Here is a 26,169-nt window from a genome sequence, read left to right as displayed (position 1 = left end):
TCGCGCCGCTGAGCGTCTCGCCGCTCCGTCGCGCCGATGCCCGGCATCCCGGCTGGCTAGGCTCGGGGGATGGCCGCTCCGCATGAACTGACCGCTCTCGAACAATGGCAGGCGCTGCAGCGCGGTGAGATCAGCCCCACCGAGCTGACCGAGCACTACCTGGGCCGGATCGAGGCTCAGGACTCTGGCCTCGGCGCGTTCGTGAGCGTGACAGCGGATGCCGCGCGGAAGCGGGCCCGCTTCGTCGAGCAGCTGATGCCGCGCAGCATGCCGCTCTGGGGTCTGCCCTTCGCCGACAAGGACCTGCAGAGCCGCGCCGGCGTGCCGGCCCGGTTCGGATCGCGGCTGATGCAGGATTACGTGCCGGCCGAGTCCGACGATCTCGTGCTCGCCCTGGACGCGGCCGGCGGCGTGAGCCTCGGCAAGACCAGCACGCCCGAGTTCGGGCTGCCGTCGTACACCGAGACGCTGGCCGGGCCGCCAGCGCGCAACCCGTGGGACCGCTCCCGGGGCGCGGGCGGCTCCAGCGGCGGGGCGGCGGTGGCCGTCGCCGCCCGGCTGCTTCCCTTCGCTCCGGGCTCCGACGGCGGCGGCTCGGTGCGGATCCCCGCGGCAGCCTGCGGTCTCGTCGGCCTGAAACCGTCGCGTGGCCGGGTGCCCTCGTCGTCCGGGATCAACACGCTCGGCGGTCTCAGCGTGGCCGGACCGCTGGCACGGACGGTGGCGGATGCCGCCCTGCTGCTGGACGCCATGATCGCGCCGCGAGGCGGGCATCCGCAGCACCTGTACTCGCTCCGGCCCCCCGGCGACGATGCACCTCTGCTGGCCGCCGCCGTGCGCGGCGAGGGCCGGTTCCAGCTCGGCGTGATGACAACCTCCGCCTGGGATGACGCCTACCCGATCGAGATCGCTCCCGAGGCGCTGGCCGCCCTGATGGTGGCCGTCGACGGGTTCGCGAGTATGGGCCATGGCCTGGAGGAGACGGCGCTCGAGCCCGACGACAGCTATGTGCCGGCGTTCCGCGCGATCTGGCAGGCCGGCGCTGCGAGCATCCCCGCCGACACCCCGGAGCAGGAGAAGCTGCTCGAGCCGCTCACCCGCTGGCTGATAAACCGCGGCCGGGAGCTGTCCGCTCGGGATCTGGCTCAGGCGCTCACGGCCCTGTCGGCTTACGAGCGGTCGTTCATCCGCCAGTTGTCCCGGTTCGACGCGGTGCTGACCCCGGCGCTCGCGCTCACGCCGCGCCCGCTGGGCTGGTACGACGCGGTCGACGGGGAGCGCAACTTCGCCCAGCAGGTGCAGTACACCCCGTTCACGTCCATGGTCAACGTGAGCGGACTGCCCGCGATCGTGCTGCCCGTTGCCGAAACCGGGGCTGGACTGCCGATGGGAGTGCAGCTGATCGGCCGGCCGGGCGGGGAGGCCACGCTACTGGCGCTCGGTGCGCAGCTCGAACGGAGGCTGCAGTGGCAGCACCGCACGCCGCCCGAGGCCGGCGGCCTAGGACTCCCGTGCGCCCGCTGAGCGATTCCGAGCGCGCGGTCAAACCAATTCGACGGAGATTTTGGGTCAAACACCGGTTTTTGAGCCTGAACACGCGGTCTAGAGCAAAATCTCCGTCGAATTCGTTCGGGGTTCGACACGGATCCTCGCCCGCGGTGCGCTAGACCAGCGGGGCCTTTGCGGCCGGACGGGACGGCCACCAGAACCTGTCGCCGGTGAGGAACACCAGCGCCGGCACCACGAGGGTGCGCACCACGAGCGTGTCGAGCAGTACGCCGATGCAGACGATGACGCCGATCTGGGTGAGAGCCACGACTGGCAGCACGCCCAGCACGGCGAAGACCGCCGCGATCAGGATGCCGGCGCTCGTGATGACCGCGCCCGTCGACGACAGGGCGCGCACCATGCCCTCCTTCGTGCCGAACCGGATGCTCTCTTCCCGGGCTCGGGTGGTGAGGAAGATGTTGTAGTCCACCCCGAGGGCCACCAGGAAGAGGAACGCGAACAGCACCACGTTGGTGTTGAAGGCGGGGAAGCCCATCAGGTTCTGGAAGATCCAGTTGGAGGCACCGAGGCTGGCGAAGTACGTCGCCAGTACGCTGAGGATCAGCAGAACGGGTGCCACCAGGGAGCGCAGGAGCAGGGCGAGGATGGCGAACACGATCGCCAGGATCATCGGGATGATCAGGGCCTGGTCGGCCTGGGCGCTCGTCTTGTTGTCGAACGCCGTGGCGTCACTGCCGCCGACCAGCGCCTCGGACACGTCGCCCGAGGTGTCGGCATAGGTGCCGCGCAGTGTGTCGATGACGGAGAAGGTTTCGTCGCTGCCCGGCTCGCTGGACAGGGAGAGGTTCAGCCGGGTCAGGCCGTTCGCGCTCTCGCCGGGCAGCACGGACTCGACGCCGGGCGTGTCGGTGGCAAGCGTCGTGGCCTCGGCGGCCGCGGCATCCGGTACCAGCACGATGGTCTGGCTGGTCAAGCCGGCCGAGAAGGATTCCTTCACGATGGCCTGCGCCTGCACCGATTCGGGCTTGCCGAGGAGCTGGTCGGCCTGCGACAGCCCTACGGAGGCGCCGATCAGGCCCAGGCTGAGGGCGCCGATCGCGGCGACGGATGCCGCGGTGACCACGATCGGACGGCGCTGCACGCCCCGACCGAGGCGGGTCCAGAAGCCGGGACGCAGCTCGGCACCGGCGCCCGGCACGAAGCGGGGGATGAACGGCCAGAACAGGCCGCGGCCGCAGACCACAAGGGCAGCCGGCAGCACGACCAGCGCGAAGATGATGGCGATGACGACACCGATAGCGCAGGCGAAACCGAGCGCGCGGTTGCCGGACAGCTCGGCGAACAGCAGGGTGAGCAGGCTGAGCGCGACCGTGCCGCCACTGGCGGCGATGGCCGGACCGGCACCGCGCACCGCGGCCAGCATGGCGCCGTTGCGGTTCTCGGTGCGGAGTAACTCCTCGCGATAGCGGGCCACGAGCAGCAGGGCGTAATTGGTGCCAGCGCCGAAGACCAGCACGGACTGGATGCCGGCGACGGAGGGGTCGAGGGTGATGCCGAACGGCTCGGCCAGGGCGCCGACGACGACCCCGGACAGGCCGTCCGCGATGCCGACGACGACGAGCGGAACGATCCAGAGCACGGGACTGCGGTAGGTGACGATCAGAAGCACGGCGACGACGATCACGGTGACGAGCAGCAGCCGGAAGTCGGCACCGGCGAAGGCGTTGGTGATGTCGGACTGAAAGCCGACGGCGCCGGTGACAAAGGCGTTCAGACCGCTCGGCAGTGCGTCGGACGCGGCGTCACGGATGCCGGTGGCCGCCCCGCCGATGTCGGCATCGGCCTCGTCCGCGTCCAGCGGAACGATGCTGATCGCGGCCTGCCCGTCATCGCTGAACCGCGGCATGGTGGCCTGCGGCACGATCGACTGCTCGGCGAGGGCGGTGCCGCGTTCGGCGATGGCTGCGATGTCGGCCCGGGTCAGGTCGGCACCCTCCCGGGTCCAGACCACGATCGCGGAGGTCTGCTCGGCGGAGGGGAACTCGGCGAGGAGAGCGTCGACCTGTGCGGCCTGGCTGGATGTGGGCAGCCCGGAGGTGGGAAACTCCTCGGAATCGTCGGAGGGGAGGAGGGAGAAGAGCAGACCGACGGCGACAATCGTCGCGATCAGTACGATCCAGGCCGTGCGTCGACCGGTGATGATCCGCTGAATCGCGAGCAAAATTCCTCCAAGAAGCCTGATTGCTAGGCGTCCTAGCAATCTTCGTAATAGTATGGCTCCTATGGAAGAGCGTCGCAAGTTCGCTCCCGGCTCCGCGGCCGGGGTCGTCGGCGCGCCGGGGAGCGGCGAAAGTCGGGATTCCAGTCTGCCGGTTTCGGACCGGATCGGGTTCCAGCTGCACGACATCGTGCACCTGTCCCGCGCCTTCGAGCGCCAGGTCGGGCAGGCGCTCGAGGTGAACGCCACCGACCTGTCCGCGATGGAGCACCTGATCCGGGAGGGGTCGCTGACCCCGGGCGAGCTGTCCCGCTGCCTGGACATCTCCACGGCGGCAACCACTCTCGTGGTCGACCGGCTCGTGGCCCTCGGTCACGCCCAGCGCCATCCGCACTCGTCGGATCGGCGCAAGGTGGTCGTGGTGCCGGCTCAGGAGTCGGTTTCGCGGGCGTTCCAGCAACTGCTTCCGGTGATCGGGGGAGTGGCGGCGCTCACCCAGGATCTCTCTGATGAGGAACGAGAGGTCATCGAGGCCTTCCTGGCCCGGGTCGTCGACGTTTACCAATCGGCACTCGGCTCGCCGTCCTGAGCCGGTGATCCGCGCCCAGCAGCCCGCGTGCGCCACGCCCGGTGGTCGCCATTGTTTTGAGTAATTCAAAACAACTGTTAGCGTGGGGCGCATGACGGAAACAGGGCGGGTGCGGGCGGTTGAGGCTTCCGGTCTGCTCGCCGACAGCATCCGTGCGTCTGGGCTCAAGGTCACCGGGCCCCGCTTGGCGGTGCTGCGTGTTCTCGACCAGGCCCCGCACTCGACCGCGGAGCGGCTCTACGCCACGGTTCGAGCCGAGCTGCCGGGCACCTCACTGCAGGCGGTATATGGTGTGCTCGCGGCCTTCACCGGCGCGGGGATCGCCCGCAAGATCGAGCCGGCCGGCTCCCCGGCTCTCTTCGAACGCCGGGTCGGCGACAACCACCACCACATCGTCTGCACCCGGTGCAGCGCGGTGCACGACGTCGACTGCGCCGTGGGTGAGTCCCCCTGCCTGACGCCCTCGAACACCTCCGGATTTACCGTGCAAACCGCCGAGGTCACCTACTGGGGCCTCTGCCCCGACTGCCAGACCGCCACACTTACCGCGCTTTCCACACCTGCACCGCTGTCGAACGAAGGAGCACAATGACAATCAAGTCCACCACCACGCAGACGGGAACGCCCGTCGTCAGCGACGAGCACTCCCTGACCGTTGGAACCCAGGGAGTCACTGCCCTGCACGACGTCTACCTGGTCGAGAAGCTCGCCCAGTTCAACCGCGAGCGCATTCCGGAGCGCATCGTGCACGCCAAGGGCGGCGGAGCGCACGGCGTCTTCGAGGTGACCGGAGACGTCTCCGCGTACACCCGCGCCGCCGTCTTCGCGCCCGGAACGACCACCGAGACGCTGCAGCGCTTCTCCAGCGTTGCCGGTGAGCAGGGCAGCCCCGACACCTGGCGCGACGTGCGCGGCTTCTCGGTGAAGTTCTACACCTCCGAGGGCAACTACGACATCGTCGGCAACAACACACCGGTGTTCTTCATCCGCGACGGCATCAAGTTCCCCGACTTCATCCACTCGCAGAAGCGCCTGCCAGGCTCCGGCCTGCGCGACGCGACCATGCAGTGGGACTTCTGGACCCTCTCCCCGGAGTCCGCGCACCAGGTGACCTACCTGATGGGCGACCGCGGCCTGCCGCGCTCCTGGCGCGAGATGCCCGGCTTCGGCTCGCACACCTACCAGTGGATCAACGCCGCCGGTGAGCGCTTCTGGGTCAAGTACCACTTCACCTCCAACCAGGGCAACATCGAGATGGAGGGCTCGGAGGCTGAGCTCATCGCGGGGGCCGACGCCGACTACTACCGTCGCGACCTCTTCGACGCCATCGATGCCGGAAACTTCCCGTCTTGGGACGTCTCGGTGCAGATCATGCCGTACGACGACGCCAAGGCCTACCGGTTCAACCCGTTCGACATCACCAAGGTGTGGCCGCACGCAGACTACCCGCTGGTCAAGGTCGGCACGCACACCCTGAACCGCAACCCGGAGAACTTCTTCGCTGAGATCGAGCAGGCCGCGTTCTCCCCGGCGAACTTCGTGCCCGGCATCGCGGCGAGTCCTGACAAGATGCTGATGGCGCGCATCTTCTCCTACCCGGACGCCCAGCGATACCGTGTCGGCACGAACTTCAACCAGCTGCCGGTGAACGCCGCGAAGGCTCCCGTGAACAACTACTCGCAGGATGGCGCCGCTCGCTATCACTTCAACGCGACGGATGTCCCGAACTACGCTCCGAACTCGCTGGGCGGCCCGGTGGCCGACCCGCAGGCGGCAACCGACGGAAGCTGGGAGAACGACGGCGAACTCGTGCGCGCCGCCGCGCAGCTGCGCAGCGAGGACAGCGACTTCGGCCAGGCCGGGACGCTGTACCGCGAGGTCTACGACGATGACGCCAAGGCGCGCTTCCTCGACACCATCACCGGTGCCATCAGCGGGGTGGAACGTCCCGAAGTGACCGAGCGAGCTATCGCGTACTGGACCAGCGTCGACGCCGACCTCGGCGTGAAGCTGCGCGCGAACCTCGCGACCTGGGCCGAGGCCGACCTGCTGGCCGAGGCCGCAGCCGGGTACGCCGCCCCGTAGCAGCAGCGCTGCACCCGCAGAATCCGTTCACGACAACGCCCGGCCTTTTCGAGGTCGGGCGTTGTCGTGTCGATGCGCTCGCGAGCTGAGTCAGCGGCAAGCGGAGCGCGGAGCGCGGCGCCCGGTGGACCTGCGCATCCAGCGCTGCGCGTTGGCTACTGCGTTGCGCCGGCGAGCACGGCCGCGAGGGCTGCGCGCAGCCGGGCATCCGCTTCGATGGAGACCTGCTCGATCTCCGGTTTCGTGCTGAGCTGCGCCATGATGGCCGGGTCGAGGGCTTCCACGGTGGTTTCACCGGCCCCCGCGTGGCGGCGCACGACCACGTTGCAGGGGAGCAGGGCGCCGATGCCCGGGTCGGCGGTTACGGCCCGCTGGGCCAGGGCGGGATTGCAGGCACCGAGAATCAGGTAGTCGCCGACGGCGTCGGCGGCCTCCTGGCCGAGCTTGGCGGCGAAGGTGGACTGTATGTCGATTTCGGTCAGTATGCCGAATCCCTGGTCGGCCAGTGCTTCCCGGGCCATCCGGACCGCTTCGTCGAACGAGACATTGACCGTGACGGTGTGTGCGTAGCTCATGCTGTTCCTCCACTTGGGTGACATTCACTCGGTTCATTCACTCGGTGACATTCACTGGGGACCGCGACGCCCCCAGACCATCATGCGCGCCACCGGCCCGATCTGCCACCGTGAACGGGTGGATTCTCGTTAGGTCAGGCATTTCATACGTGGGACATGCTCACCTCGACGGATGCGCCCGGCGCCAGCCGCCCCCGCGCGAGCTGCCGGCCATTCGCGGTCAAGGTTGCGCACGTGCTCCGGCTGTCGTCCCCATTCACCCGGTCCACTTTCACCGGCCCCGAGCTGCACCGGTTCGGCCATAAGGGAGCTCAGGGTGGGCGCCCGAATCTACAGGTGCCGCGGCATGTCCGGCTCGTCGTGTGGCCAACTCAGGAGATCCGTCCGGGCCCTCCGGACATCCGTGCTGATCCTGCACTGCTTCGCACCGGTTGGTAACTGAGGGTGACGGATGTCCTGAGTTGGCCACACGCGCGCGCTGGGCCGCCCTGACCCGCGGAGGCAGGACGCAGGGCGGCAAGGCCCATCGACCGGAGCCGTGGCGAGCTCGGTGCGCAGCCGGAGTTTCTCCCGTTTGGAGTTCCGCACCGCGACCCGAACCCCGAACGAAATCGACGGAGAATTTTGGCCGAATCGGCCCAAAACAGCGCGAGAAAGCCGTTTCGAAGCAAAATCTCCGTCGAATTCGTTCGACACCGGAAGCCTCGTCCAGGAGGCTCCGGCTAGGAGGATCCGGCTAGGAGGCCAGAGGCGCCGAGTGCGCGGCGACCAGCGCGGAACTCTGCTCCCAGAGGGCGGCGGCCAGCTGAGAGTCGTAGGCCTGCTTGTTCGCCTTCTGGATGCGGCGTTTCTCGTAGTACTCGCCCGATGCCCAGTCGGTGCCCGGCGTCGCGGTGGCCAGCCAGACCAGGGTGTCGGCTCCCTGTTCAGCGCCGAGCAGCAGGCGTTTGAGCGGAGTCTGGTAAATGAGGCGCATGAGGGTCGTCGACCCGGTGGAGAAGCTCGTTGCCACCACGCCGGGGTGGAAGGCTGCAGTGGTGAGTCCCTCGTCGCTGTAGCGGCGGTGGAGTTCCCTGGTGAAGAGGATGTTCGCGAGCTTGCCGTCGCCGTACGCCTTGTTCGCGGAATACTTCGTCTCGCCCTGCAGATCGTCGAGGTCGATCTTGCCGAAGAGCTGGTTGGCGGCGCTGGACGTGTTGATCACCCGGGCCCGACTGGCGACGAGCCGGTCCATCAACAGCGTGGTGAGCAGAAAGGGAGCCAGGTGGTTGACCTGGAAGGTCTTCTCATAGCCGTCAACGGTGGTTACGCGGTCGCCCATGATGCCGCCGGCGTTGTTGGCGAGCACGTCGATGCGCGGATAGTGCTCCTGCAGCTCGGCGGCAAGGGTGCGCACCTCGTCGAGGCAGGCGAAATCGGCCACGAGGAAGTCGGCACCCAGTGCCTCGGCGACAGCGGCGGTCTTGGCTGGCGAGCGGCCCACGATCACGACTCGGTCGCCGGACTGGCTGAGGGCGCGGGCGGCGGCGGCGCCGATCCCGTCGCTGGCGCCGGTGATCACGATGGTGCGTGCGGTCATTCTGGGTCCTCCGGGTTATTTGACATAGCCGCCCTTTTTGAGGCCGGCCTCGATCTCGAAGCGGTTCTGCAGCGGATTGCGGCCGGCCGCCAGGTAGAGCAGCGGGAAAACCATCCCGAAGCGCTGCCACTGATGTTTGTGCACGGCCTCGTGTTCGAGGATGGCCATCGACACGTTCTGGTTGGTCAGGTAGCAGCCGCCGACACAGGCTCCGCCGCGTCCGAATGCCCAGGAGGGCATGCCGCGAAAAACGATGAGGCCGCCTCGGCGCTCGACCTTGCCCGTGCTCCAGATGGAACCCCAGATCACGCCGACCGTGGTGGCGTAGAGGTAGCCGGCCCGGCTGATGGGGGAGTCGAAGAAGATGCGGCGCACTCTTCCAGCGTAGGTGGCCCCCACGATAGAAGCCTGGGTTTCCCATGATCGATTCACTGCGGAGGTGGCGCGGGGCAGGTGGTGGAAGGTGGCGCGGGTTGCAAAGTGCGCCAGCCTCCACCGGGTGCGCCGCGAGGGCGAAAGCGCGGCTACGGGCGACCGTACTCCTCGAGCAGCCGCAGCCAGACCTCGCTCAGGGTGGGGTAGCTCGGCACCGCGTGCCACAGCCTGCGGATCGGCACCTCGCCGACCACGGCGATGGTCGCCGCGTGCAGCAGCTCCGCGACATCCGGCCCCACGAAGGTGACCCCGATCAGAACCTCACGGTCGAGGTCCACGATCGCGCGCGCCGACCCGGTGTAGCCGTCGGCGTGCACGGATGCCCCGGCCACCTGGCCCAAGTTGTAGTCCAGTACCCGGGTGCGGAACCCGGCCTTCTCGGCAGCAGCCTGGGTCAGTCCCACAGATGCCACTTCGGGGTCGGTGAAGGTGACCTGCGGCACGGCGGCATGGTCGGCTGTGGCGACGTGCGATCCCCACGGGGCGTCGTCGACGGGCGTGCCGGCGGCCCGGGCCGCGATCACGTCACCGGCCGCGCGGGCCTGGTACTTGCCCTGGTGGGTGAGGAGGGCCCGGTGGTTGATGTCGCCGACGGCATACAGCCAGTCCCCGGTCAGGTCCGGCGCGGTGCCCCGCACCAGCAGGGTGTCGTCGACCTCGAGCCAGTCGCCCGGTGTGAGGCCCACGGTCTCGAGCCCGACATCCGCGCTGCGGGGAACCCGGCCGGTGGCCACGAGTACCTCGGTCGCGGTGACCCCGCTGCCGTTGGAGAGGGTGAGTGTCACATCGCCGTCGGCGGTGCGGGCCGCCCCGGTGGTCGACACCCCGGTCAGCACGGTGACGCCCGCCCCGCGGAGGGCCGCGAGCACGAGTTCACCGGCGAAGGGCTCCTGACCGCCGAGCAAATCGCTCCGAACGATCATCGTGACCTCGGCGCCGAGCCCGGCGTAGGCGGTGGCCATCTCGGCGGCGACCACGCCGCCGCCGATGATCGCCAGACTGTCCGGGATTCCGGGGGCACTGGTGGCCTCGCGGCTGGTCCACGGCGACACGGCTGCCAAACCGGGAATATCGGGCAGCAGCGCCGCCGACCCGGTGCTGACGACCACGGCGTGCGCCGCGACCAGTACGGTCGTGGTGCCGTCGTCAGCGGTCACGGTCACTTCCCGCACGCCGGTGAGGCGGGCGTGGCCGCGCACCAGGGTGATCCCGGTCTTCTCCAGCCAGCGCACCTGGCCCTCGTCGGACCAATTGCTCGTGAAGGAGTCGCGGCGGCGCAGAACGGCCGCGATGTCCAGGTCGCCGGTCACGGCCTCGGCCGCACCGCCGACGCGCCGGGCTGCGTCGAGGGCCGCTCCGCTGCGCAGGAGCGCCTTCGACGGCATGCAGGCCCAGTAGGAGCACTCGCCGCCGACCAGCTCGGCCTCGACGATCACGGTGCGGAGGCCTGCCTGCGTCGTGCGGTCGGCGACGTTCTCACCCGCCGCGCCGGCGCCGATCACGATGACGTCGTAGCTCGTGGCGGAAGGGTCAGGTGGGGTGGTGCTGGCGGCGGCAGACATCCGTCTCTCCTTTGGTCAGTGGTGCAGATGTGTGGTGCTGTAGTTCCGATGAGGTGGTGATGCCAGCCTAACGACCCACGAAAGTAGCCGGCCGGCGGCTGACGAATGCCTCCATGCCGATGCGGGAATCTTCGGTCGCGGCCAGGCGGGCCAGGGCCGGCTGCAGCCCCGCCTCGGCGGCCGCGGCACCCTCCCGCGCGGCCGTGCGGGCGTTGGCCAGCGTGGCCTGCACGGCCAGCGGGGCCTGGGCGGCGATCCGCTCGGCCAATTCCAGCGCGCGCTCGAACTGGGTGCCGTCCGGCACGACCTCCTGCACGAGCCCGATGCGGTGGGCCTCGCGGGCGTCGAACATGTCGCCGGTGAGCATCCAGCGCATGGCGTTGCCCCAGCCGGCCGCGCGCGGGAAGCGGATGGTCGCGCCGCCGAACGGCAGGATGCCGCGCGCCACCTCGATCTGGCCGAAGCGGGTGGACTCTGACGCCACGGAGATGTCGCTCGCGAGCATCAGCTCGATGCCGAGGGTGAGGCAGGTGCCCTGCACGGCCATCACCACGGGCTTGGACACGCTTGGCCCGTCGACCTGCCACGGATGGATGCCGCCGGGCGGCACCATGTCGAGGCCGTCGGGGCCAAGCCGGGGGCCGATGTCGGCCAGGTCGAGGCCGGCGGTGAAGTGGTCGCCGACCGCGTAGACGAGGCCGACCCGCAGCTCAGGGTCGCGGTCGAGTTCACCGTAGGCGAGGGCCAACTGCGTCAGCAGCGCCAGATCGGCGGCGTTGCGCTTCTCCGGACGGTTGAACCCGATCAGCAGCACGTGCCCGCGCCTCTCGGTGATGATCCTCGACGGATCGGAAACGGAGTGCTGCTCGTTCACGGATGCCTCCCTTGGCCTCGTGACGCTGGCGCGTCGGTCCCATGCTATGGCTGAGCAGGTCGGGTCAGCGCGCCGATGATGCGCAGGATGCTCGGCAGGTCGTCGGTGGCGGCCTCCGGCGAGGCCGGGGCGAAGCCGGCGATGGTGGCGCCGGCCAGTTCGAATTCGGCGCGCAGGGCGGTGATCAGCCGGTTCAGGGTGTCGACGCTCAGCCCGAACGGGTAGAGGTCGGCCAGGCCGGCCAGCGCCGACGGGTCGAGCACGTCCAGGTCGAGGTGTAGGTAGAAGGTGCCCACGCCCGTGGCGCGCAGGGCCGCGACGAGCGCGTCGGGAGGGTCGAGGTCCTCGACCGGAAGACTCACTATTCCGCGGTCCTGGATCAGGGCGTCCTCGGCCGGGTCGATGGCGCGCGCGCCGCCGATCACGACGCGTTCCAGAGGAACGCGCTCACCCGGGTCGAGGGTCAGGCCGTCGGCACCCTCGCCGGTGATGGCGCGCAGCACCATCCCCGTGAAACCTCCGGACGGTGAGGTGTCGGGGGTGTGCAGGTCGGGGTGGGCGTCGAGCCAGACCACGGCCAGGTCATCAGGATGCTGCCGCGACGCATGCTCGACGGCCGCCAGGGACACCCCGTTGTCGCCGCCGATCGTGACCACCGGGCCAGCGCCGCCGTGCAGTGCAGCCGTGAGGCGTTCGCGCACCATCATCAGGGTGGAGAAGCGGTCGATGCCGGTGTCGAGAGAATCGCCGGCCTCGACCGGCACCGGCACTTCACGGGTGACGGAGTAGGGAAGATCACCTCGGATCGCCTCCGCCCCGTCACTCAGGCGCATCGCGCGCGGAGAAACCGAACCCTGCCACTGTGGCACGACAACGAAGGAGGGAGCCATACTTCAGTATGCTCCCAGAGCTTCCTCGCGCGCGGGATTTTCGTGCTGGATCGGGCCGATCTACGTGCAGCGCCTATTGGTCGCGGTAGCGCGCAGCGGCGTCCGTCGCGTCCCGCAACTCGGCCGCGTTCAAGCGCGGGCCGTAGCCGGGGGTGTCCCGCTGGATGCGCCAGCCCTCGCTGAGCGCGCCGACGTTGACGGTGTCGTAGCCGAAGCGGTCCAGCAGTGCGGTCACGGTAGCGGCGGCGGAGGCGTCGTCGCTGGCGATGACCAGGGCGCGCCGGTTGACGGACCCGGCCGGCTGACCGTGCTCGGTGAGATCGGCGGCATAGATGTGGTTGAACGCCTTCACGATCGTGGACTCCGGCAGGCGATCGCGGAGCAGCTCGGCCGTGGTGGTGCTCTCGTCGTCGAGTGCGGCGATGTCGCCGTCGCGCTGCGGGTAGTAGTTGTTCGTATCGATCACGAGCTTGCCGGCCAGCTCCGTCGTGGGCAGGGTGTGGATCTGGTTCAGCGGGATGGTCACGACCACGAGGTCGCCGGCCGCGGCGGCCTCGGCGGGGGTCGCGGCGCGGGAGTGCGGGCCGAGCTCGCCGATCAGATCAGTGAGGGTTTCAGGGCCGCGCGAATTGCTCACGACCACGTCGTATCCGTTGGCCACGCCGAGTCGTGCGAGCTGACTGCCGATGTTGCCGGCGCCGATGATTCCGAGAGTTGTCATGCTAGGGACAACGCCGGGCGCCGACGGGATGTTCCCGTCGGCGCCCGGTTGCGCTGGAGGCTGAGGGCTATTGCGTGATGGAGCCGGCGCCGCCGGATTTGAGCGCGGCGAGGCGGGCGTCGACCTCGGTGAGCTCGCCGAGGTCCTCGAGGCTCTCGAACTGGGCGTCCAGGCTCGACGCGGCCAGCTCGCTGGCGCCCCGAACGCGGGCCTCCTCGCGGCGGATCTTGTCCTCGAAGCGGCTGACCTCGCTGGTGGGGTCCATCAGGTCGATGCTCTTGACGGCATCCATCACCTTGGTCTGCGCCTCGGCGGTCTTCGACCGGGCGATCAGTTCGCTGCGCTTGGCGGAGAGCTGGTTCAGCTTCTCCTTCATCTTGTTGAGGCCGTCCTTGAGCTGGACCACGACGGCCGTCTGCGAGGCAATCTGAGGCTCGGCCAGCTTCGCCTCTTTCTCCGACTGCATCTGACGGCCGAGGGCGACCTTGGCGAGGTTGTCGAAACGGTCGGCGTCGGCCGCGTTTCCGGCGGTGCGCAGCTGGTCGGCCTTGCGGCTCGCGGCCAGGGCCTTGCCACCCCACTCGGTCGCGGCCTCGACGTCTTCCCGGTAGTCGTCCTCGAGCAGGCGCAGATTGCCGATCGTCTCGGCGATCGCGCTCTCCGCGTCGGCGATGCTGTTGGTGTAGTCGCGAACCATCTGGTCGAGCATCTTCTGCGGGTCCTCGGCGGAGTCCAGAAGCGCGTTGATGTTCGCTTTCGCCAACTGGGAGATACGGCCAAAGATGGACTGTTTCGTCATTGTGCGGTGTCCTTTCGAGTTCCGGAGCATCGGCTGACCTCCAGTGTGTCGGTTTGTGCTGGTCAAGACGTGTGGACCGCCGTGCAGGCTGCGACGGCTGCGACGGCTGAAACGGCTGAAACGGCCGCGACGGCTGCGACGGCTGCGACGGCGCCGGTTTCTAGAACCGCCCGCCCCCGCCCCGGCGTGAGCGGGAACCGGCACCGCCGAAGCCGCCGGGCATGCCGAAGCCGCCGCCGCGCCGGCCGCCGCCGCCGCCACTGAACATGCCACCCCCGCCGCCGGAGAGGATTGTGTTGATCAGGATGCCGCCGAGCACGGCCCCCATGACCCCGTTCCCGCCGCTACCGCCGGCTCGGTAGCCGGGACCGTGGCCGCCCGGAACCTGGCCGGCGAACCCGTCGACGTCGTTCCGGGCGCCGGCGATGGCGGCCGCGGCCAGGGAGTTGGCCCGTTGCGAGGCGGCGAGAGCGGCACCCGGGTCGGTGGCGGCCAGCGATTCGGCCTCCACGAGAACCCTGCCGGCCTCGGCGACCCGGGTGCGCGCCTCCGCGCCCACCGCCCCGCGCCGGGTGCTGATGAAGTCTTCCGCGGCCGACACCTGCCCGCGCGCGGCGAGCAGGTTCTGGTTGAGGGTGGCCCGGGCGCGCTGGACGTGCGCCTCGGCGTCCCGCACGCCCTGCAGCGCGGCATCCATCGCGGTGTTGGCGGCGTCGAGCATCGCCATCACCTCGAGCGGGTTGATCCGGCCGGCCGCGGAGCGAGCGCGCACCTCGGCGAGGGTCTGTTCGGTCTGGCTGATCACTCCCGGCAACGCGGCGGCGGCCTCGGTCGACGTGGGCAGGCCGCGCGCGGTCACCAGATCGGTCTGCAGCTCGGCGACCGTGGCCGCCATCTGCCGGGTCGCGCCGGCGAGGTCGGTGCCCAGGCGGTCCAGGGCGTCCAGGAGCAACCGCGCCTGGTCGACCGATACCTCGGCCGCACGGATGTCCACGGCCGCGGCCGCCGTATCGCCGGCACCCAGCCGGGTGGTGGCCCGGGCCAGAGCGGTCTCCGTGAAGGCGAGACGCTCGCGGGCCTCGGCCGGGTTGTCGGCAACCGTGCCGAGCGCCACGTCGGTGTACCGGGCGGCCAGGGCCGCCAGGCTCTCCTCGCTGCCGGCGAGCCGGGCCCGCACGGCCTCGGCGCCCTGGGACACGGCAGCGGCGACCTCAGGCGCGTTCTTCTCCAGCTGGCGCAGTTCGTCGAAGTCGTCGGCCTGCGCATCGAGGGTGAGGTTGGCCTGGCTGCAGAGGTCGATGATCGCCGCGTGCCAGGCGCGCGCCTGCTCTTCGGAGTCGGGTTCGGCGTCGTCGAGCTTCTGCTGCAGGGTGAACGCCTGGCTGAGCTGCTTCTGCGCCGTTTCGAGCGCGGCCCGGAAGGCGGTGGTGACCTCCGTGCCGTACTGGGCGATCGCGAAGCCGAGCTCCTGCTCACTGGAACGGATCGCGTCGTCGGTCTGCACGAGGGTACTCGAGGCGCGCCGCTTGAGCTCGGGCGTCGGCAGGGACTGTAGCCCGGTCGGCGCTCCGGCTCCGGCTGGCAGGGCACGCCCCCGCCCGCGTCGGGCGAGCAGGATGACCGCTCCGGCGACCAGAAGCACCAGCACGGCGATGATCACGAACACGACGATGAGAAACCCGCCGGCACCGCCGCCGGGGCTTTCGTCCCCGGGGGTGATCTCGCCGGCCGAGACCGGCTCGCCCCGCAGAGCCGCGGAGAAACCCTCGGCTGCGGCGATCGCGGCGCCGGCCCAGTCGTTCTGGCGCAGAGCCGGCTCGATGGCGACGGTCTCGATCTCCTGGAGCTGGGCATCCGTCAGGGCGGAGTCGGGGGCCACGGAAAGTTGGTACTGGCGGTCATCCGTCGCTACAGCCAGCAGCACGTCGTTGGTGCCGAGGCCGTTGTTGTCAGCCGTCTGGTCGGCCCACTGCTCGCGGTCCTCGACCCCTGTGAAACTGTCGACATAGGCCACGAAGAGGTCGGCTCCGGTCTCGGAATAGAGCTCGTCGAACGCGGCCGTGACCTCGTCGGCGCGGGCGGTGACGGCGTCGACCGTGTCGACGATGTGGCTGGCGCCGAAGTCGACCGGGTTTTGCGCCCAAGCCGCCGTGGGCGCCGACGCGCTGGACATCGCAAAGCTCAGAACCGCCGCAACCGCGACCGGAATCAACCACCGTGACCGCATGGACCCCATCCTCACACCACCATCGACACTCGGGCGTTCCCAGATCGAGCATAGGACGGCGACACAGGCCCGTCCACCGCCCAGGCAGGAGTATCACTGTTGCCCACTGTCACGGCGGCCGGCTGGCTGGCTGGGCATCTGCCGCGGGCTGCAGATCATCGACGACACCCCTGATGGTCAGGTCGAGGTCGTCGAGCACCTCGCCGGCGCCCGCCGGGTCTCGAGCCTGTCGATCGGCCCTGAACGGGAATTCGCTTCACCGTGCGCCGTTTAGGTCAGGGTGGGGCGCGCAGTCTTCTCCGTGCGCCTCGTCGACAAAAGGAGCTCTACGACATGACCGCAGCACCGACGACATCCATTCCCCGCATCACCCTCAACAACGGAGAGACGATCCCGCAGCTCGGGTTCGGCGTGTACCAGATTGAGCCGGCCGACACCAGGCGGTCGACGCTCGCCGCCCTCGAGGTGGGCTACCGCCACATCGACACCGCCGAGATGTACGGCAACGAGCAGGGCGTCGGCGAGGCCGTGCGCGAATCCGGCCTGGATCGGACTGACGTCTTCGTCACGAGCAAGCTCAACAACGGCTTCCACTCCCGAACTGATGCCCTGGCCGCCTTCGAGCAGACGCTCGAGACCCTCGGCTTCGACTACCTCGACCTCTTCCTGATCCACTGGCCGCTGCCGGCCGTCGGAGACTTCGTCGAGACCTGGAAGGCGTTGGAGGAGATGTACGCCTCCGGGCGGGTGAAGACCATCGGCGTCTCCAACTTCCAGCCGCAGCACCTGCGGCGTCTCCTCGACGAGACCGGCACAGTGCCGGCCATCAACCAGATCGAGGTGCACCCGTACCTGACCCAGGACAACGTGCGCGCGTTCAACACGCAGCACGGCATCGTGACCGAAGCATGGTCGCCCATCGCACAGGGCAGGGTGCTCGGCGACCCCGTGATCACGGCCATCGCCGGCCGCCTGGGCCGCTCTGCCGCTCAGGTCACCCTGCGCTGGCACCTGCAGCGTGGCGACATCGTGTTCCCGAAGTCCGTCACCCGCAGCCGGGTCGAGGAGAACTTCGCGCTCTTCGACTTCGAATTGACTGCCGACGACCTGGCTGCGATCACAGCGTTGAACCGCGACAAGCGCACCGGCCCCGACCCGGACCAGTTCAACTGGATTCCCTGACCACCCGCAGGGGTCCGGGTCACTAGTCTGGACGGATGCCGCTCGAGACCCGCACCGCCCGCCTCCTGCTGCGCCGTTGGCGTGAGTCAGACCTGGCGCCGTTCGCCGCGATGGGGGAGGACCCGGAGGTGATGCGGTACTTCCCGTCTCGGCTGACCCGGACCCAGAGCGACGAGCTCGCCGGCCGGGCCGACCGGCTCTTCGAGACGCACGGCTACGGACTCTGGGCGCTCGAGAAACAGTCGACGGGTGACTTCATCGGCTTCACCGGGCTCGCTCCCGTGCCCGCGTTCATCCCCGGACCCGGCGGGCTCGAGGTCGGCTGGCGGCTGGCCCGCTCCTTCTGGGGCCAGGGCTACGCCACCGAAGCCGCCCGGGCGGCCCTCGATGTCGCTTTTGGGCGGCTCGATCTCGAACAGGTGCAGGCGATCACGGCGGTCATCAACGAACCGTCGCGGGCCGTGATGGAACGACTCGGGATGACCGCGACCGCCGAGTTCCAGCATCCGAAAATTCCCGTCGGCTCACCGCTCCGGGTTCACATCCGCTACGCGGTTTCCCGGGCGGCCGCCGCCCAGGCGTGCGCCGCGGCCGATCTCACCCGGTAGAGTTCAGGCACTTTACAAAAGGACTGGCCGCCACCATGGAATCGACTGTCGCGCACCATCTCCGTCCAGCGTGCGCATGAGCGACCATGAAGCCCTGACCCGCCAGACGGTGGACCTGCTGCGCGACCTCATCCGCAACGCCTGCGTCAACGACGGCACCCCCGATTCGGGCGGCGAGATTCGCAGCGTGCGTACGCTCGAAGGGTTCTTCGCCGGGTCGGGACTCGACCTCGAGGTGGTGGAACCGCATCCGGGCCGCGCCTCCCTGATCGCTCGAATCCGGGGCACCGATCCCACGGCGCCCACGCTCGCCCTGGTCGGCCACCTCGACGTGGTGCCGGTCGACGACGGCGGCTGGAGCCGCGACCCCTTCGGCGCCGAGATCATCGACGGCGAGATCTGGGGACGCGGCGCCCTCGACATGCTCTACCTGACCGCCAGTTACGCGGTCGTCACCCGGGCCATTGCGACCGGACCGTTCCGGCCGCGTGGCGACCTCATCTTCGCCGCGGTTGCCGACGAGGAAGACGGCAGCCACTTCGGCGTGGAATGGCTCACCGAGCACCGGCTCGATCTGATCGACGCGGACGCCGTGCTCACCGAGTCCGGCGGGGCCATGGTCGGGCCGCGGCCGCTGATCTCGACGGCCGTCGGCGAAAAAGGTATCGCCGGGCGGCGCCTTTCCGTGCGCGGCACCCCCGGCCATGGGTCGGCCCCGTGGGGCGCGCGCAACGCCGCGGTGATCGCGGCGGATGCCGTGGGGCGCCTGGCCCGCTACCGCGCCCCGGTGCAGATCACCGCCGACTGGCGCCGATATGTGCAGGCCCTCGACCTGGAACCCGACCTTGCCGCGCGCCTGCTCGACCCGCACCGGATCGACGGCGCCCTGAACGAGCTCGGCAGCCTGGCCGGGTTCGCGCACGCATCCACCCACACCACCATCTCGCCCAACATCGTGCGGGCCGGGGTGAAGGACAACGTCATCCCCGCGCTCGCCACGATCACCCTCGATATCCGGGTGCTGCCCGACCTGTCAGCCGCCGACGTCGACGCCTACCTGCGGGAGGCGCTCGGCGACCTGGCCGACGAGGTCACGATCGAGGGCGACGAATTCGCCGCGGCCACCCGGTCCGCGGTCGACACGCCGCTGTTCCACTCGCTCGGCAAGGCCGTGCGCCGGGCCTACCCCGACGCCGACCTGCTCCCGGTGCTCAGCGTCGGCGGCTCCGATGCGCGGTTCTACCGCCGCCGCGGCGTCCCTGCCTACGGTTTCGCGCTGCTCGGCCGGCACTGGGACTACGGCACCTTCCGGCAGCTGTTCCACGGCAACGACGAGCGCATCGACATCGGCTCGATCGCGTTGACGGTCGCGGCCCTCGACACCGTCGTTCGCGACTTCCTCGACTGAGCTGCTGCCGCGAGGAGACACAGATGAGACAGACCAAGCCCAGGCGGCAGTCCCCACGCACGAGGCAGACCGGCACGCGGCGACGGATGCCCGCCCGCACCGGTTCGGGAGCCGTCGCCTACCTCGCCATCGTCGCCTTCACGTCGATCTACCTCGTCGTCGACGCCTACCGACCGGTCTCGATCTGGGTGGCCGCGTTCTACCTGGCCGTCAGCCTCGCCTGCTTCGTCGCCTACGCCATGGACAAGACCGCAGCGGTCGCTGCGCGCTGGCGGGTGCCGGAGAACACCCTGCTGCTGCTCGGATTCGCCGGCGGCTGGCCGGGCGCGATCGTGGCGCAGCAGGTGCTGCGGCACAAAACCAAGAAGGCCGGTTTTCGGCAGGCGTTCTGGGGCACGGTGGCCCTGAATGTGCTGGCTTTCGTCGTGATCTTCTCGCCGCTGCTGCCGGATATGCTGGCCCGCTGAACCGAGCCGAGCCGAGCCGGGGGCGCGTGCCCGGCCGCGGGTTACTCGTTCGATGTCGAGGACGGCGACGTATTTCGTGCACAATTCCGTGGTGGGCGAACTCTATACCGTCTCCTGCCCTGACATCCTGCCGACCGGACCGCCCGACCTGAAGGCGGGCAAGGGATCGCCGACCCGGATTCCCCGGTGACGCCGGCATACCCGAGACCGTACTGGTTCACCGGCACGATCCGCGAGGTGACCGTGGACGTAGGTCGAGCTCCGAGCTCATATGGCGCGGCGATAGAACGGCAGCACGCCGGGATCCCTGTTGTGTATTTATGCTTGTATTGATAAGGTGATACAAAACTAAGAACACAAAAAGGGGATCTGATGCTCGGTGACGTCTGGTCCAACATGATCTTCCACGTCGCCGTGTCCACGTGGACGGTAGCCGGTCTGCTCGTGGGGTCGTGCGTGCTGCTGTGGGTCTTGACCCATGTTCCCGCCGTGCAGCGTCGGCTCGTCGCCCACGCGTCAACGGTCGCCGGGCTCGGCCTGCCGCACGCCTCGCATCCGATGGTCTTGGCGGCCCAGGTGCGGAGAGTGCGGGGCTTCTCCGGCGGCGGATTCCTCGGCGTGATCGTCTCGATTTTCCTCGTGTACTTCATCGGGGCGGACCGCAGTGGTCCGGCCACCGTGTTCCTGCTTGGCGGTTTCGTGATCGTCGGGGTGCTGGGTGGCGCGATCGCAGCCGTGGCCGGCGAGGTGGCGAGGACCGGTGAGGGTGAGCGGGTTGCCCATGGGCGGCGCACCCGCTTGGCCGATTACGTTCCGCGGTGGGAACGCGTCGGCGTTCGTGGCACCGTATTCCTCAATCTGGCGGTCGTCGGTGTGCTGGTACTGCTGCCTGTTTTTTGGAAGCTGCAGCTCTCAGTCTTCCCGCAGTCCTTCAGCGTGGCGGTCGTCGTGGCCGGGCTGGCCGTGGCGGTGCTCGCGGCCTTCGAAATCGGCGGTCGCATCGTCGTCGCGCGTCCCCAGACCATGGCGTCGGAGCAGGAGCTGGCCTGGGACGATGCGATGCGCTCGGCCGCGATCCTGGATCTGGTCGCCGCCGCGTTCCTCCTCGGTGCTTTTGGTGTCTTCTTCGGCCTTCAGGAGATCGCGATGGCGGTGCGACCGGGAATCGGTGGCGGCGTAGCCTCCGTGGAGGCGTTCAACCTGTTCGGGCTGGTCGTGCTGGGCGCGGGTGCCGCCGCATCCGTTCTCACCTCGTCACGGCGTCACTTTCGGCGAACCCTCCACGCGGATGCCGGTTCGCGCCCGGTCGGCCCGCAGTGATTCTCCGCATCGACCCGCGCTCGGCGACACCGCCGTTCGACCAGCTGCGCGTGCAGGTCATTGCGCACATCCGGAGCGGGGCCATGGTCGCGGGAACACGCCTGCCCACGGTGCGCAGGCTCGCCGCTGACCTGGTGCTCGCGCCGAACACCGTGGCGCGTGCCTACAAGGAACTCGAGGCGGGGGGGTTCATCGAGACCCGCGGCAGGGCCGGTTCCTTCGTCAAGGCCGCACCGGACTCGGTCGAACAGCAGGCGCTCGGCGCGGCAAAGACCTATGTCGAACGGCTGCGGGAGCTGGGGGTCAGCCCGGCCGACACGGTGGCGTACGTCACCACGTTCCTGCAGAACTGAGGCCCGGCCGTTGGTGAGATCGGGTGCCGGTCGCGGCCGGTGGGCATCGGTTGCCCCGGGTCAGAACAGGTGCCGCAGGTAGCGCTCCGGGGCCTCCAGGAAGGAGCGCCAGTCGCGCACCAGGTCAAGGTCTTCCCAGGCGCACGGGCGGTAACCCCAGGGCCCGACCTCGTAGATGGCGGCGCCCGGGAGCGACGCCAGGATCGGGGAGTGCGTCAAGAGGATGACCTGGGATCCGCCCGCGTCCAGGATGTCCTGCTGGTGGCGGATCAGGGCGAGAGAACCGGTGGAGGAGAGGGCCGACTCCGGCTCGTCGAGGATCCACAAGCCCGGGTAGCGGGACCGTGCCGCGACGAGGTGAAGGAAGGATTCGCCGTGCGAGCGCTCGTGGAACGAGGGCTCGCTGACAGGCATCCGTCGTCACGTAATCGCGGAGATTTTCGGGAAACGCCGGTTCGGGGGCCATGAGCGGCGTGTCGCGAAAATCTCCGAGGTTAGTGCTGCGGGCACACCGGATGACCCGCGGCAGCCCATGCCGCCGCACCGCTCCTGCGAGATCCCGTCCGCGCTGCTCACCGAGTGGATCGCCGCCGGGTATCCGTTTGTGGCGGAGCTGGCCCGCCTGCACGACGTCGAGTACGTGGACCTGCCCACCGGGCACTGGCTCCAGTTCACCAGGCCGGCCGAGCTCGGCACCGCGATTCTGGCGGGCGCAGAGCGCTCCGCCTGATCGCGCGGAGCGGGCGGCCAAGACGGAAAGTCCAGCTCATCAAACCGAAGGTCCATGCATCCGAGAAATCGCGCTCCCGACCGGGCCGGTGCCGTCAGCCGCCAATCCAGGCGTCCACGCTGATGTCGAACCCGGCAGCGCTGCAGGCCGCGCTGACACGGGCCAGAGCCTGCCCCCACTCTGTCGACAGCGGATCGATCTGCTCGCTGGCCGACGACGGCAGCAGGCCCTTCAGGGCCTCCACCTGGTCCGCCACCGCGGAGCCGGGCACGGTGTCCACGCGGGTGCTCAGCCGCGCAACGAGCCGTGCGGCACCCGCGAAATCCTGCTGGGTTGAGGGCTTTGCGAGCAGCGAACCGTACGCATTGTGCATCAGCGTCACAACGTCACTCACTTGGCCGCAGGTGTCCTCCGCGTTCACGGGATCCGCAGAAGGCGATGCGGTGACGAGCGAGGCATTCGTTTGAGTGCCGACGACGAAACCGACGCCCGGTGCGACAAGGATGCTGAGAACCAGGAGGGCGTTGCCGTCGCGTCCCCCGGCGGGCAGCGCAGTCTCGTCGAGTACCTCCTCGAAAAACGGTTGAAGCGAACCCTCGGACGTCCCCTCGTGCATCGTCCGGGGACCAGTCTTCCTCGGTGCCGTCGACTCACCGGGGGGGGGGGGGGGGGGGNGGGGGGGGGGGGGCGGCTGGGTGTTGACCTCGAATTCGGCCGCACGGATCGCGGCGGCGATCGCGGCACGGTCGGCGGCCACCGTGGCCTGCAGCTCCCGCAGCGCGGCGGTGGCCTTCGGATCGCCGACGAAGTCGCCGTTCGCCGAGAAGACGCGCTTCTGGAGGTCGCGCAGCTGGTTTGCCGGGGACGGTGAGCCATCCGGTGCCGCCTCGGCGGGGTGAGTCGCCCACCACAGGGCGTTGAGCACGTTCTTCTCTCCCGAGTAAGCGACCCGAACCGCTGCGAGGTAGGCCGGATCGCGCTGGGCCAGCGAGTACGCGTCTTCGGAGCCGTGGTCACGCACCACTGAGAGCCCCCGATCGTCGATTCGGTCAGCATGGCACAGTGCCCGGTCGTTCCCCGCACTGCTTCCCTTTCCGCGTCGCGTGCCGATTCCCCGTCCGCGTCGCCGCCAATCGGCGTCGCGCCGGAACTGCGCCGCTGCGCCCGTTGCGTGCCACGCGCGCAACGGCGCACGATGCGCGCGAGACGGTTGCCGCGGCACCGGCCCGCACGGACGCCGCAGACTGGAGTAATGGAAGAGTTCGCTTTCGACGGTGACGGCCCGGTGTGTCCGGCGTGCGGGGCCGAAATGACCCCCGACGGTGTGGACACCGCTCAGGGGCTCGAGTCCTGTCACCGATGTCCGCGTTGCAGACTGGTCGTCGTCGTTCCGGGCAACTGGCTGGAGTAGGTGTCAGCCGATGGCCATCCGGCTCGGGGCGTCACCGCATCCGAGTGCCCATGGATGCGCCGCTAGAGCGGAAGAACACCGCTGCAGACCTACTGGCCGGGAGCCCGATACGCCGGCGTTTTCTTGGCGGCGTCGAACGGCTCCGGAACCTCGATGACCCCCAGAACGCCGGTCTCCCCGAAGGCGTAGTAGAAACTCTCGACCGACCGACCGACCGACCGACCGACCCACCCACCGATTTGAGGGCTGCGACCAGCGCCTCCCGACGGCCGGTGCCGCCTTCGCGCATGAGGCCCCTGATGCCCTCGCCCACGTAGTTCGCTCCAAATAGATACGTGCTCATGGTCAGTCCCGTCCTGTGATGTGCAGGACGCGGACATCCGGAGCAATGCCCGAGACCTGTGTGCGGCAACCCGCCGAGGCACGGCAACGACGCGCGGTCCCCGAAGTGGGGCTGCGACACATGGTAGGCCCGCCTGTTCCCGGGGGCAACGGTGCGGCCGCCCAGCCTCAGAGGGCTTTCGACCCGGTGGTCGAGCTGGGCGAGACCCGAAGCGATGCGTCCAAGGTCGATGAACAGAACTTCGAATCTCAACCTCCAAAAATCCGCAACCATCTGACGAACACTCGACTATGTGTACGCAATGAGGTATCCTCGTAACATGACCAACCTCGCGGAAGACCTCAGGCAGGCGGCCGATGCCGTGGCCCTGCTGGGCTCGTCATGCGCTGACTTTTCGGCCCTTCCTGATGCCGAGGTGTTGGCCGGTCAGAAGCGAATCGCTTCGATCCGCCGTCTCGTCGATACCTATGCCGCCTGGATGGCGGCGACCATCGCCGAGCGTTCCCGACCGGAGCTCGGGCACTCGGGTTTGGCGGCGCAGCAGGGGTATCTCTCCCCGGTGGCCCTGATTCAGAACTCGACCGGCTCGTCGAAGGGCGACGCCTACAAGCTGGTCGCAGTCGGCACCATGATGGCCGATGCCGAGGCGGCCGACAGGCTCGTCGAGGCGGCGCTCTCGACGCCCGACGCGGATGCCGCCGAGGTCGCCGAGGTCGAGGCGAAGGTGCCCTGGCAGGCACCGATCGCCCGGGCCGTCACCGCCGGCACGCTCTCGGTTGACGCGGCCGAGTCGATCCGCGCGGGGCTCGGCCAAATCGATGCCTCGGTCACCGCCGAGAAGCTCGCGGTGGCGCTGGAAGCGCTCCTGGCGGAGGTGTCGTCGCTGAATGCCGATCAGGTGTTCAAGCAGGCGAGACGGATGCGCGACCGGCTCGATGAGGCCGGCATTGCCGCCCGCGAGAAGCAGGCCCACGACGACCGCTACCTGCGGGTCTACCGGCTGGGCAACGGCACCGTACGACTCAGCGGGCTGTTCGCGCCCGAAGACGGCGAGTTCGTGCTCTCCACCTTCGACTCGATCACGGGCCCGCGCCGCGGCGGGGTGCGATTCGTGGACGCAGAGCGGGCAGCCTGGGCAAAGAAGATGCAAGACGACCTCCGCACGACCGAACAGATCGCCGCGGACTCCCTCGTGCAGCTGCTCAAAATCGCCGGCGAAGCCGACCCGGGCCGGGTCTTCGGCGGACGCCGACCCTCGGTGCGCGTGATCGTGACCGAGAAGGCGCTGAAAGGTGGCCAGGCCGGTCAGACCGGTGAGACCGGGCAGCCGGGCCAGACCGGGCCGGCGCCGACGACCGTCCAGACTGAAACGGGCGAATCTGGGCCCGTCGAACCCGTCGAACCCGTCGAACCCGCCGAAGGGGCCGCTCATGGGCAGCTCGAGGGCAACCCGGTCCCCATCTCGCAGGAAACCATCGACCGGCTGCTCTGCGACACCGGCACCCGCGGCATCAAATTCGACGACAACGGCCAGATCATCAACGTCGGCCGCGACGAACGACTCTTCACCGAGAAACAGCGCGCCGCAATGGCAGTACGCGACGGCGGATGCCTCTGGATCGACTGTGAGAAACCGCCAGCGTGGGCAGAAGCGCATCACATCAACGAGTGGCTCAAAAACAACGGATGTACGGACCTTGCCGACGGGGTACTCCTCTGCCATCCCCACCATCTGCTGCTGCACAACCAGCACTGGACGATCAGCCGCACCGGAACGCAGTACTGGCTTAGGCCACCGATCGAGGTAGACCCCAAGCAGACGCTGGTGGCGTTGCCGAGCAAGAGGGCAGCGCTGTAGCGCTTGGTCTCGACGGGCTCGATCCGCGTCGCGGGAACCTCGAGTGGGTTCCTGACCGGGTCTCGACGGGCTCGACCCGCGTCGCGGGCAGGGGCGGGTCAAGGGGCGGGGCAGTTGCTCCCAAACCGGCACAGGCGATCGACCGCGACGCGGGATGAGCGTGGGTTCCGCGACTTCTCAGGGAGCGGTCCGTGGTTCCCGAGCGAGCGTTCCGGGACTCCCGTGTCTTCTCGTCACTGGCTGAGCAGCAACTCTCTCCCGAACGAATTCGACGGAGATTCTGCCCGAAACTGCCCCAGGAAACCCAAAAATGTGGTTTCAGACCAGAATCTCGGCTCTCCTGCTGCTTCTGTGGGTTAATCCCGGCCGGGGAGTGCGGGTTTGTGGCCGCCGAGGCTGAGCATGGCGAGGGCGATGAGGGCGTCG

At 69.0% G+C, this 26,169-nt stretch carries 22 protein-coding genes and 1 pseudogene; 12 read left to right on the top strand and 11 right to left on the bottom strand.

Annotated features, from left to right (window positions below; genetic code table 11):
* The first annotated feature begins 69 nt into the window (after nucleotides 1-69).
* Nucleotides 70-1,524 carry an amidase gene (locus E3O54_RS12905; RefSeq protein WP_134401749.1) on the top strand — a complete coding sequence of 485 codons (1,455 nt, stop codon included), beginning with the start codon at nucleotides 70-72 and terminating at the stop codon, nucleotides 1,522-1,524.
* A gap of 139 nt (nucleotides 1,525-1,663) precedes the next feature.
* Here E3O54_RS12905 and E3O54_RS12900 read toward each other — a convergent pair whose 3' ends face one another.
* The gene (locus E3O54_RS12900) at nucleotides 1,664-3,730 is read right to left on the bottom strand and encodes an MMPL family transporter (protein WP_134401748.1); all 2,067 of its coding nucleotides are present in this window, start codon (nucleotides 3,728-3,730) and stop codon (nucleotides 1,664-1,666) included.
* A 61-nt stretch (nucleotides 3,731-3,791) separates the two neighbouring features.
* Here E3O54_RS12900 and E3O54_RS12895 point away from each other — a divergent pair, with 61 nt between their 5' ends.
* The 3 genes from E3O54_RS12895 (at nucleotide 3,792) to E3O54_RS12885 (ending at nucleotide 6,401) form a co-directional block, all read left to right on the top strand.
* Entirely contained in the window at nucleotides 3,792-4,316 is a 525-nt protein-coding gene (locus E3O54_RS12895) for a MarR family winged helix-turn-helix transcriptional regulator (RefSeq protein ID WP_166790019.1), read from the top strand.
* A gap of 91 nt (nucleotides 4,317-4,407) precedes the next feature.
* Nucleotides 4,408-4,908, top strand: a complete 501-nt coding sequence (locus E3O54_RS12890) for a Fur family transcriptional regulator (RefSeq protein WP_134401747.1) — start codon at nucleotides 4,408-4,410, stop codon at nucleotides 4,906-4,908.
* Nucleotides 4,905-6,401, top strand: coding sequence for a catalase (locus E3O54_RS12885; protein WP_134401746.1), 1,497 nt, complete (start codon nucleotides 4,905-4,907; stop codon nucleotides 6,399-6,401). Before E3O54_RS12890 ends, E3O54_RS12885 begins: the two co-directional genes overlap by 4 nt.
* Before the next feature lie 155 nt (nucleotides 6,402-6,556).
* On the opposite strand, the gene E3O54_RS12880 is transcribed toward E3O54_RS12885, so the two are convergent.
* From E3O54_RS12880 to E3O54_RS12835, 9 genes are all read right to left on the bottom strand, one after another.
* On the bottom strand, nucleotides 6,557-6,976 hold the full coding sequence (locus tag E3O54_RS12880; protein WP_104099150.1) for a DUF302 domain-containing protein: 420 nt from the start codon (nucleotides 6,974-6,976) through the stop codon (nucleotides 6,557-6,559).
* A 736-nt stretch (nucleotides 6,977-7,712) separates the two neighbouring features.
* Nucleotides 7,713-8,555 carry an SDR family NAD(P)-dependent oxidoreductase gene (locus E3O54_RS12875; RefSeq protein WP_104099671.1) on the bottom strand — a complete coding sequence of 281 codons (843 nt, stop codon included), beginning with the start codon at nucleotides 8,553-8,555 and terminating at the stop codon, nucleotides 7,713-7,715.
* Nucleotides 8,556-8,570: 15 nt separating this feature from the next.
* Nucleotides 8,571-8,930 carry a Fe-S oxidoreductase gene (locus E3O54_RS12870; protein WP_174720223.1) on the bottom strand — a complete coding sequence of 120 codons (360 nt, stop codon included), beginning with the start codon at nucleotides 8,928-8,930 and terminating at the stop codon, nucleotides 8,571-8,573.
* Between the two features lie 149 nt (nucleotides 8,931-9,079).
* Nucleotides 9,080-10,552, bottom strand: a complete 1,473-nt coding sequence (locus tag E3O54_RS12865) for an NAD(P)/FAD-dependent oxidoreductase (RefSeq protein WP_104099673.1) — start codon at nucleotides 10,550-10,552, stop codon at nucleotides 9,080-9,082.
* Nucleotides 10,553-10,619: 67 nt separating this feature from the next.
* A complete protein-coding gene (locus E3O54_RS12860) occupies nucleotides 10,620-11,426 on the bottom strand; it encodes a crotonase/enoyl-CoA hydratase family protein (protein ID WP_233191189.1) in 807 nt (268 codons plus the stop codon).
* Between the two features lie 44 nt (nucleotides 11,427-11,470).
* Nucleotides 11,471-12,316: an arginase family protein gene (locus E3O54_RS12855; RefSeq protein ID WP_104099674.1), complete on the bottom strand. Its 846-nt coding sequence runs from the start codon at nucleotides 12,314-12,316 to the stop codon at nucleotides 11,471-11,473.
* A gap of 73 nt (nucleotides 12,317-12,389) precedes the next feature.
* On the bottom strand, nucleotides 12,390-13,037 hold the full coding sequence (locus E3O54_RS12850) for an NADPH-dependent F420 reductase (RefSeq protein WP_134343250.1): 648 nt from the start codon (nucleotides 13,035-13,037) through the stop codon (nucleotides 12,390-12,392).
* Between the two features lie 67 nt (nucleotides 13,038-13,104).
* Complete coding sequence (locus E3O54_RS12845; protein WP_134401745.1) at nucleotides 13,105-13,836, bottom strand: PspA/IM30 family protein; 732 nt, start codon at nucleotides 13,834-13,836, stop codon at nucleotides 13,105-13,107.
* Nucleotides 13,837-13,996: 160 nt separating this feature from the next.
* The gene (locus E3O54_RS12835) at nucleotides 13,997-16,063 is read right to left on the bottom strand and encodes a TPM domain-containing protein (protein WP_134401743.1); all 2,067 of its coding nucleotides are present in this window, start codon (nucleotides 16,061-16,063) and stop codon (nucleotides 13,997-13,999) included.
* Nucleotides 16,064-16,396: 333 nt separating this feature from the next.
* Here E3O54_RS12835 and E3O54_RS12830 point away from each other — a divergent pair, with 333 nt between their 5' ends.
* From E3O54_RS12830 to E3O54_RS12805, 6 genes are all read left to right on the top strand, one after another.
* Entirely contained in the window at nucleotides 16,397-17,245 is an 849-nt protein-coding gene (locus E3O54_RS12830; protein WP_134401742.1) for an aldo/keto reductase, read from the top strand.
* Nucleotides 17,246-17,280: 35 nt separating this feature from the next.
* Complete coding sequence (locus E3O54_RS12825) at nucleotides 17,281-17,853, top strand: GNAT family N-acetyltransferase (protein WP_104099679.1); 573 nt, start codon at nucleotides 17,281-17,283, stop codon at nucleotides 17,851-17,853.
* Between the two features lie 76 nt (nucleotides 17,854-17,929).
* Nucleotides 17,930-19,261, top strand: a complete 1,332-nt coding sequence (locus E3O54_RS12820) for a M20/M25/M40 family metallo-hydrolase (RefSeq protein WP_134343245.1) — start codon at nucleotides 17,930-17,932, stop codon at nucleotides 19,259-19,261.
* Nucleotides 19,262-19,284: 23 nt separating this feature from the next.
* Nucleotides 19,285-19,728, top strand: coding sequence for a DUF1294 domain-containing protein (locus E3O54_RS12815; protein WP_104099680.1), 444 nt, complete (start codon nucleotides 19,285-19,287; stop codon nucleotides 19,726-19,728).
* Between the two features lie 372 nt (nucleotides 19,729-20,100).
* On the top strand, nucleotides 20,101-21,048 hold the full coding sequence (locus E3O54_RS12810) for a hypothetical protein (protein ID WP_134401741.1): 948 nt from the start codon (nucleotides 20,101-20,103) through the stop codon (nucleotides 21,046-21,048).
* The gene (locus E3O54_RS12805; RefSeq protein WP_347232367.1) at nucleotides 21,045-21,401 is read left to right on the top strand and encodes a GntR family transcriptional regulator; all 357 of its coding nucleotides are present in this window, start codon (nucleotides 21,045-21,047) and stop codon (nucleotides 21,399-21,401) included. Before E3O54_RS12810 ends, E3O54_RS12805 begins: the two co-directional genes overlap by 4 nt.
* Nucleotides 21,402-21,461: 60 nt before the next feature.
* Here the strand turns inward: E3O54_RS12805 and E3O54_RS12800 are convergent, their stop codons facing one another.
* A complete protein-coding gene (locus E3O54_RS12800) occupies nucleotides 21,462-21,815 on the bottom strand; it encodes a hypothetical protein (RefSeq protein WP_134401740.1) in 354 nt (117 codons plus the stop codon).
* Between the two features lie 133 nt (nucleotides 21,816-21,948).
* Between E3O54_RS12800 and E3O54_RS12795 the strand changes: the two are divergent.
* Both E3O54_RS12795 and E3O54_RS12775 read left to right on the top strand, forming a co-directional pair.
* A pseudogene (locus E3O54_RS12795) lies at nucleotides 21,949-22,131 on the top strand (alpha/beta hydrolase); the annotation flags it as partial.
* Between the two features lie 2,073 nt (nucleotides 22,132-24,204).
* Complete coding sequence (locus E3O54_RS12775) at nucleotides 24,205-25,743, top strand: DUF222 domain-containing protein (RefSeq protein ID WP_166805256.1); 1,539 nt, start codon at nucleotides 24,205-24,207, stop codon at nucleotides 25,741-25,743.
* The last annotated feature ends 426 nt before the right edge of the window (nucleotides 25,744-26,169 follow it).

Origin of the sequence: Cryobacterium sp. TMT2-4 (genome assembly GCF_004402575.1) — a bacterium.
Taxonomy (GTDB): Bacteria; Actinomycetota; Actinomycetes; order Actinomycetales; family Microbacteriaceae; genus Cryobacterium; species Cryobacterium sandaracinum.
Note: the sequence above shows the minus strand (reverse complement) of the source record. Positions and strands in the feature narration are given on the sequence as shown.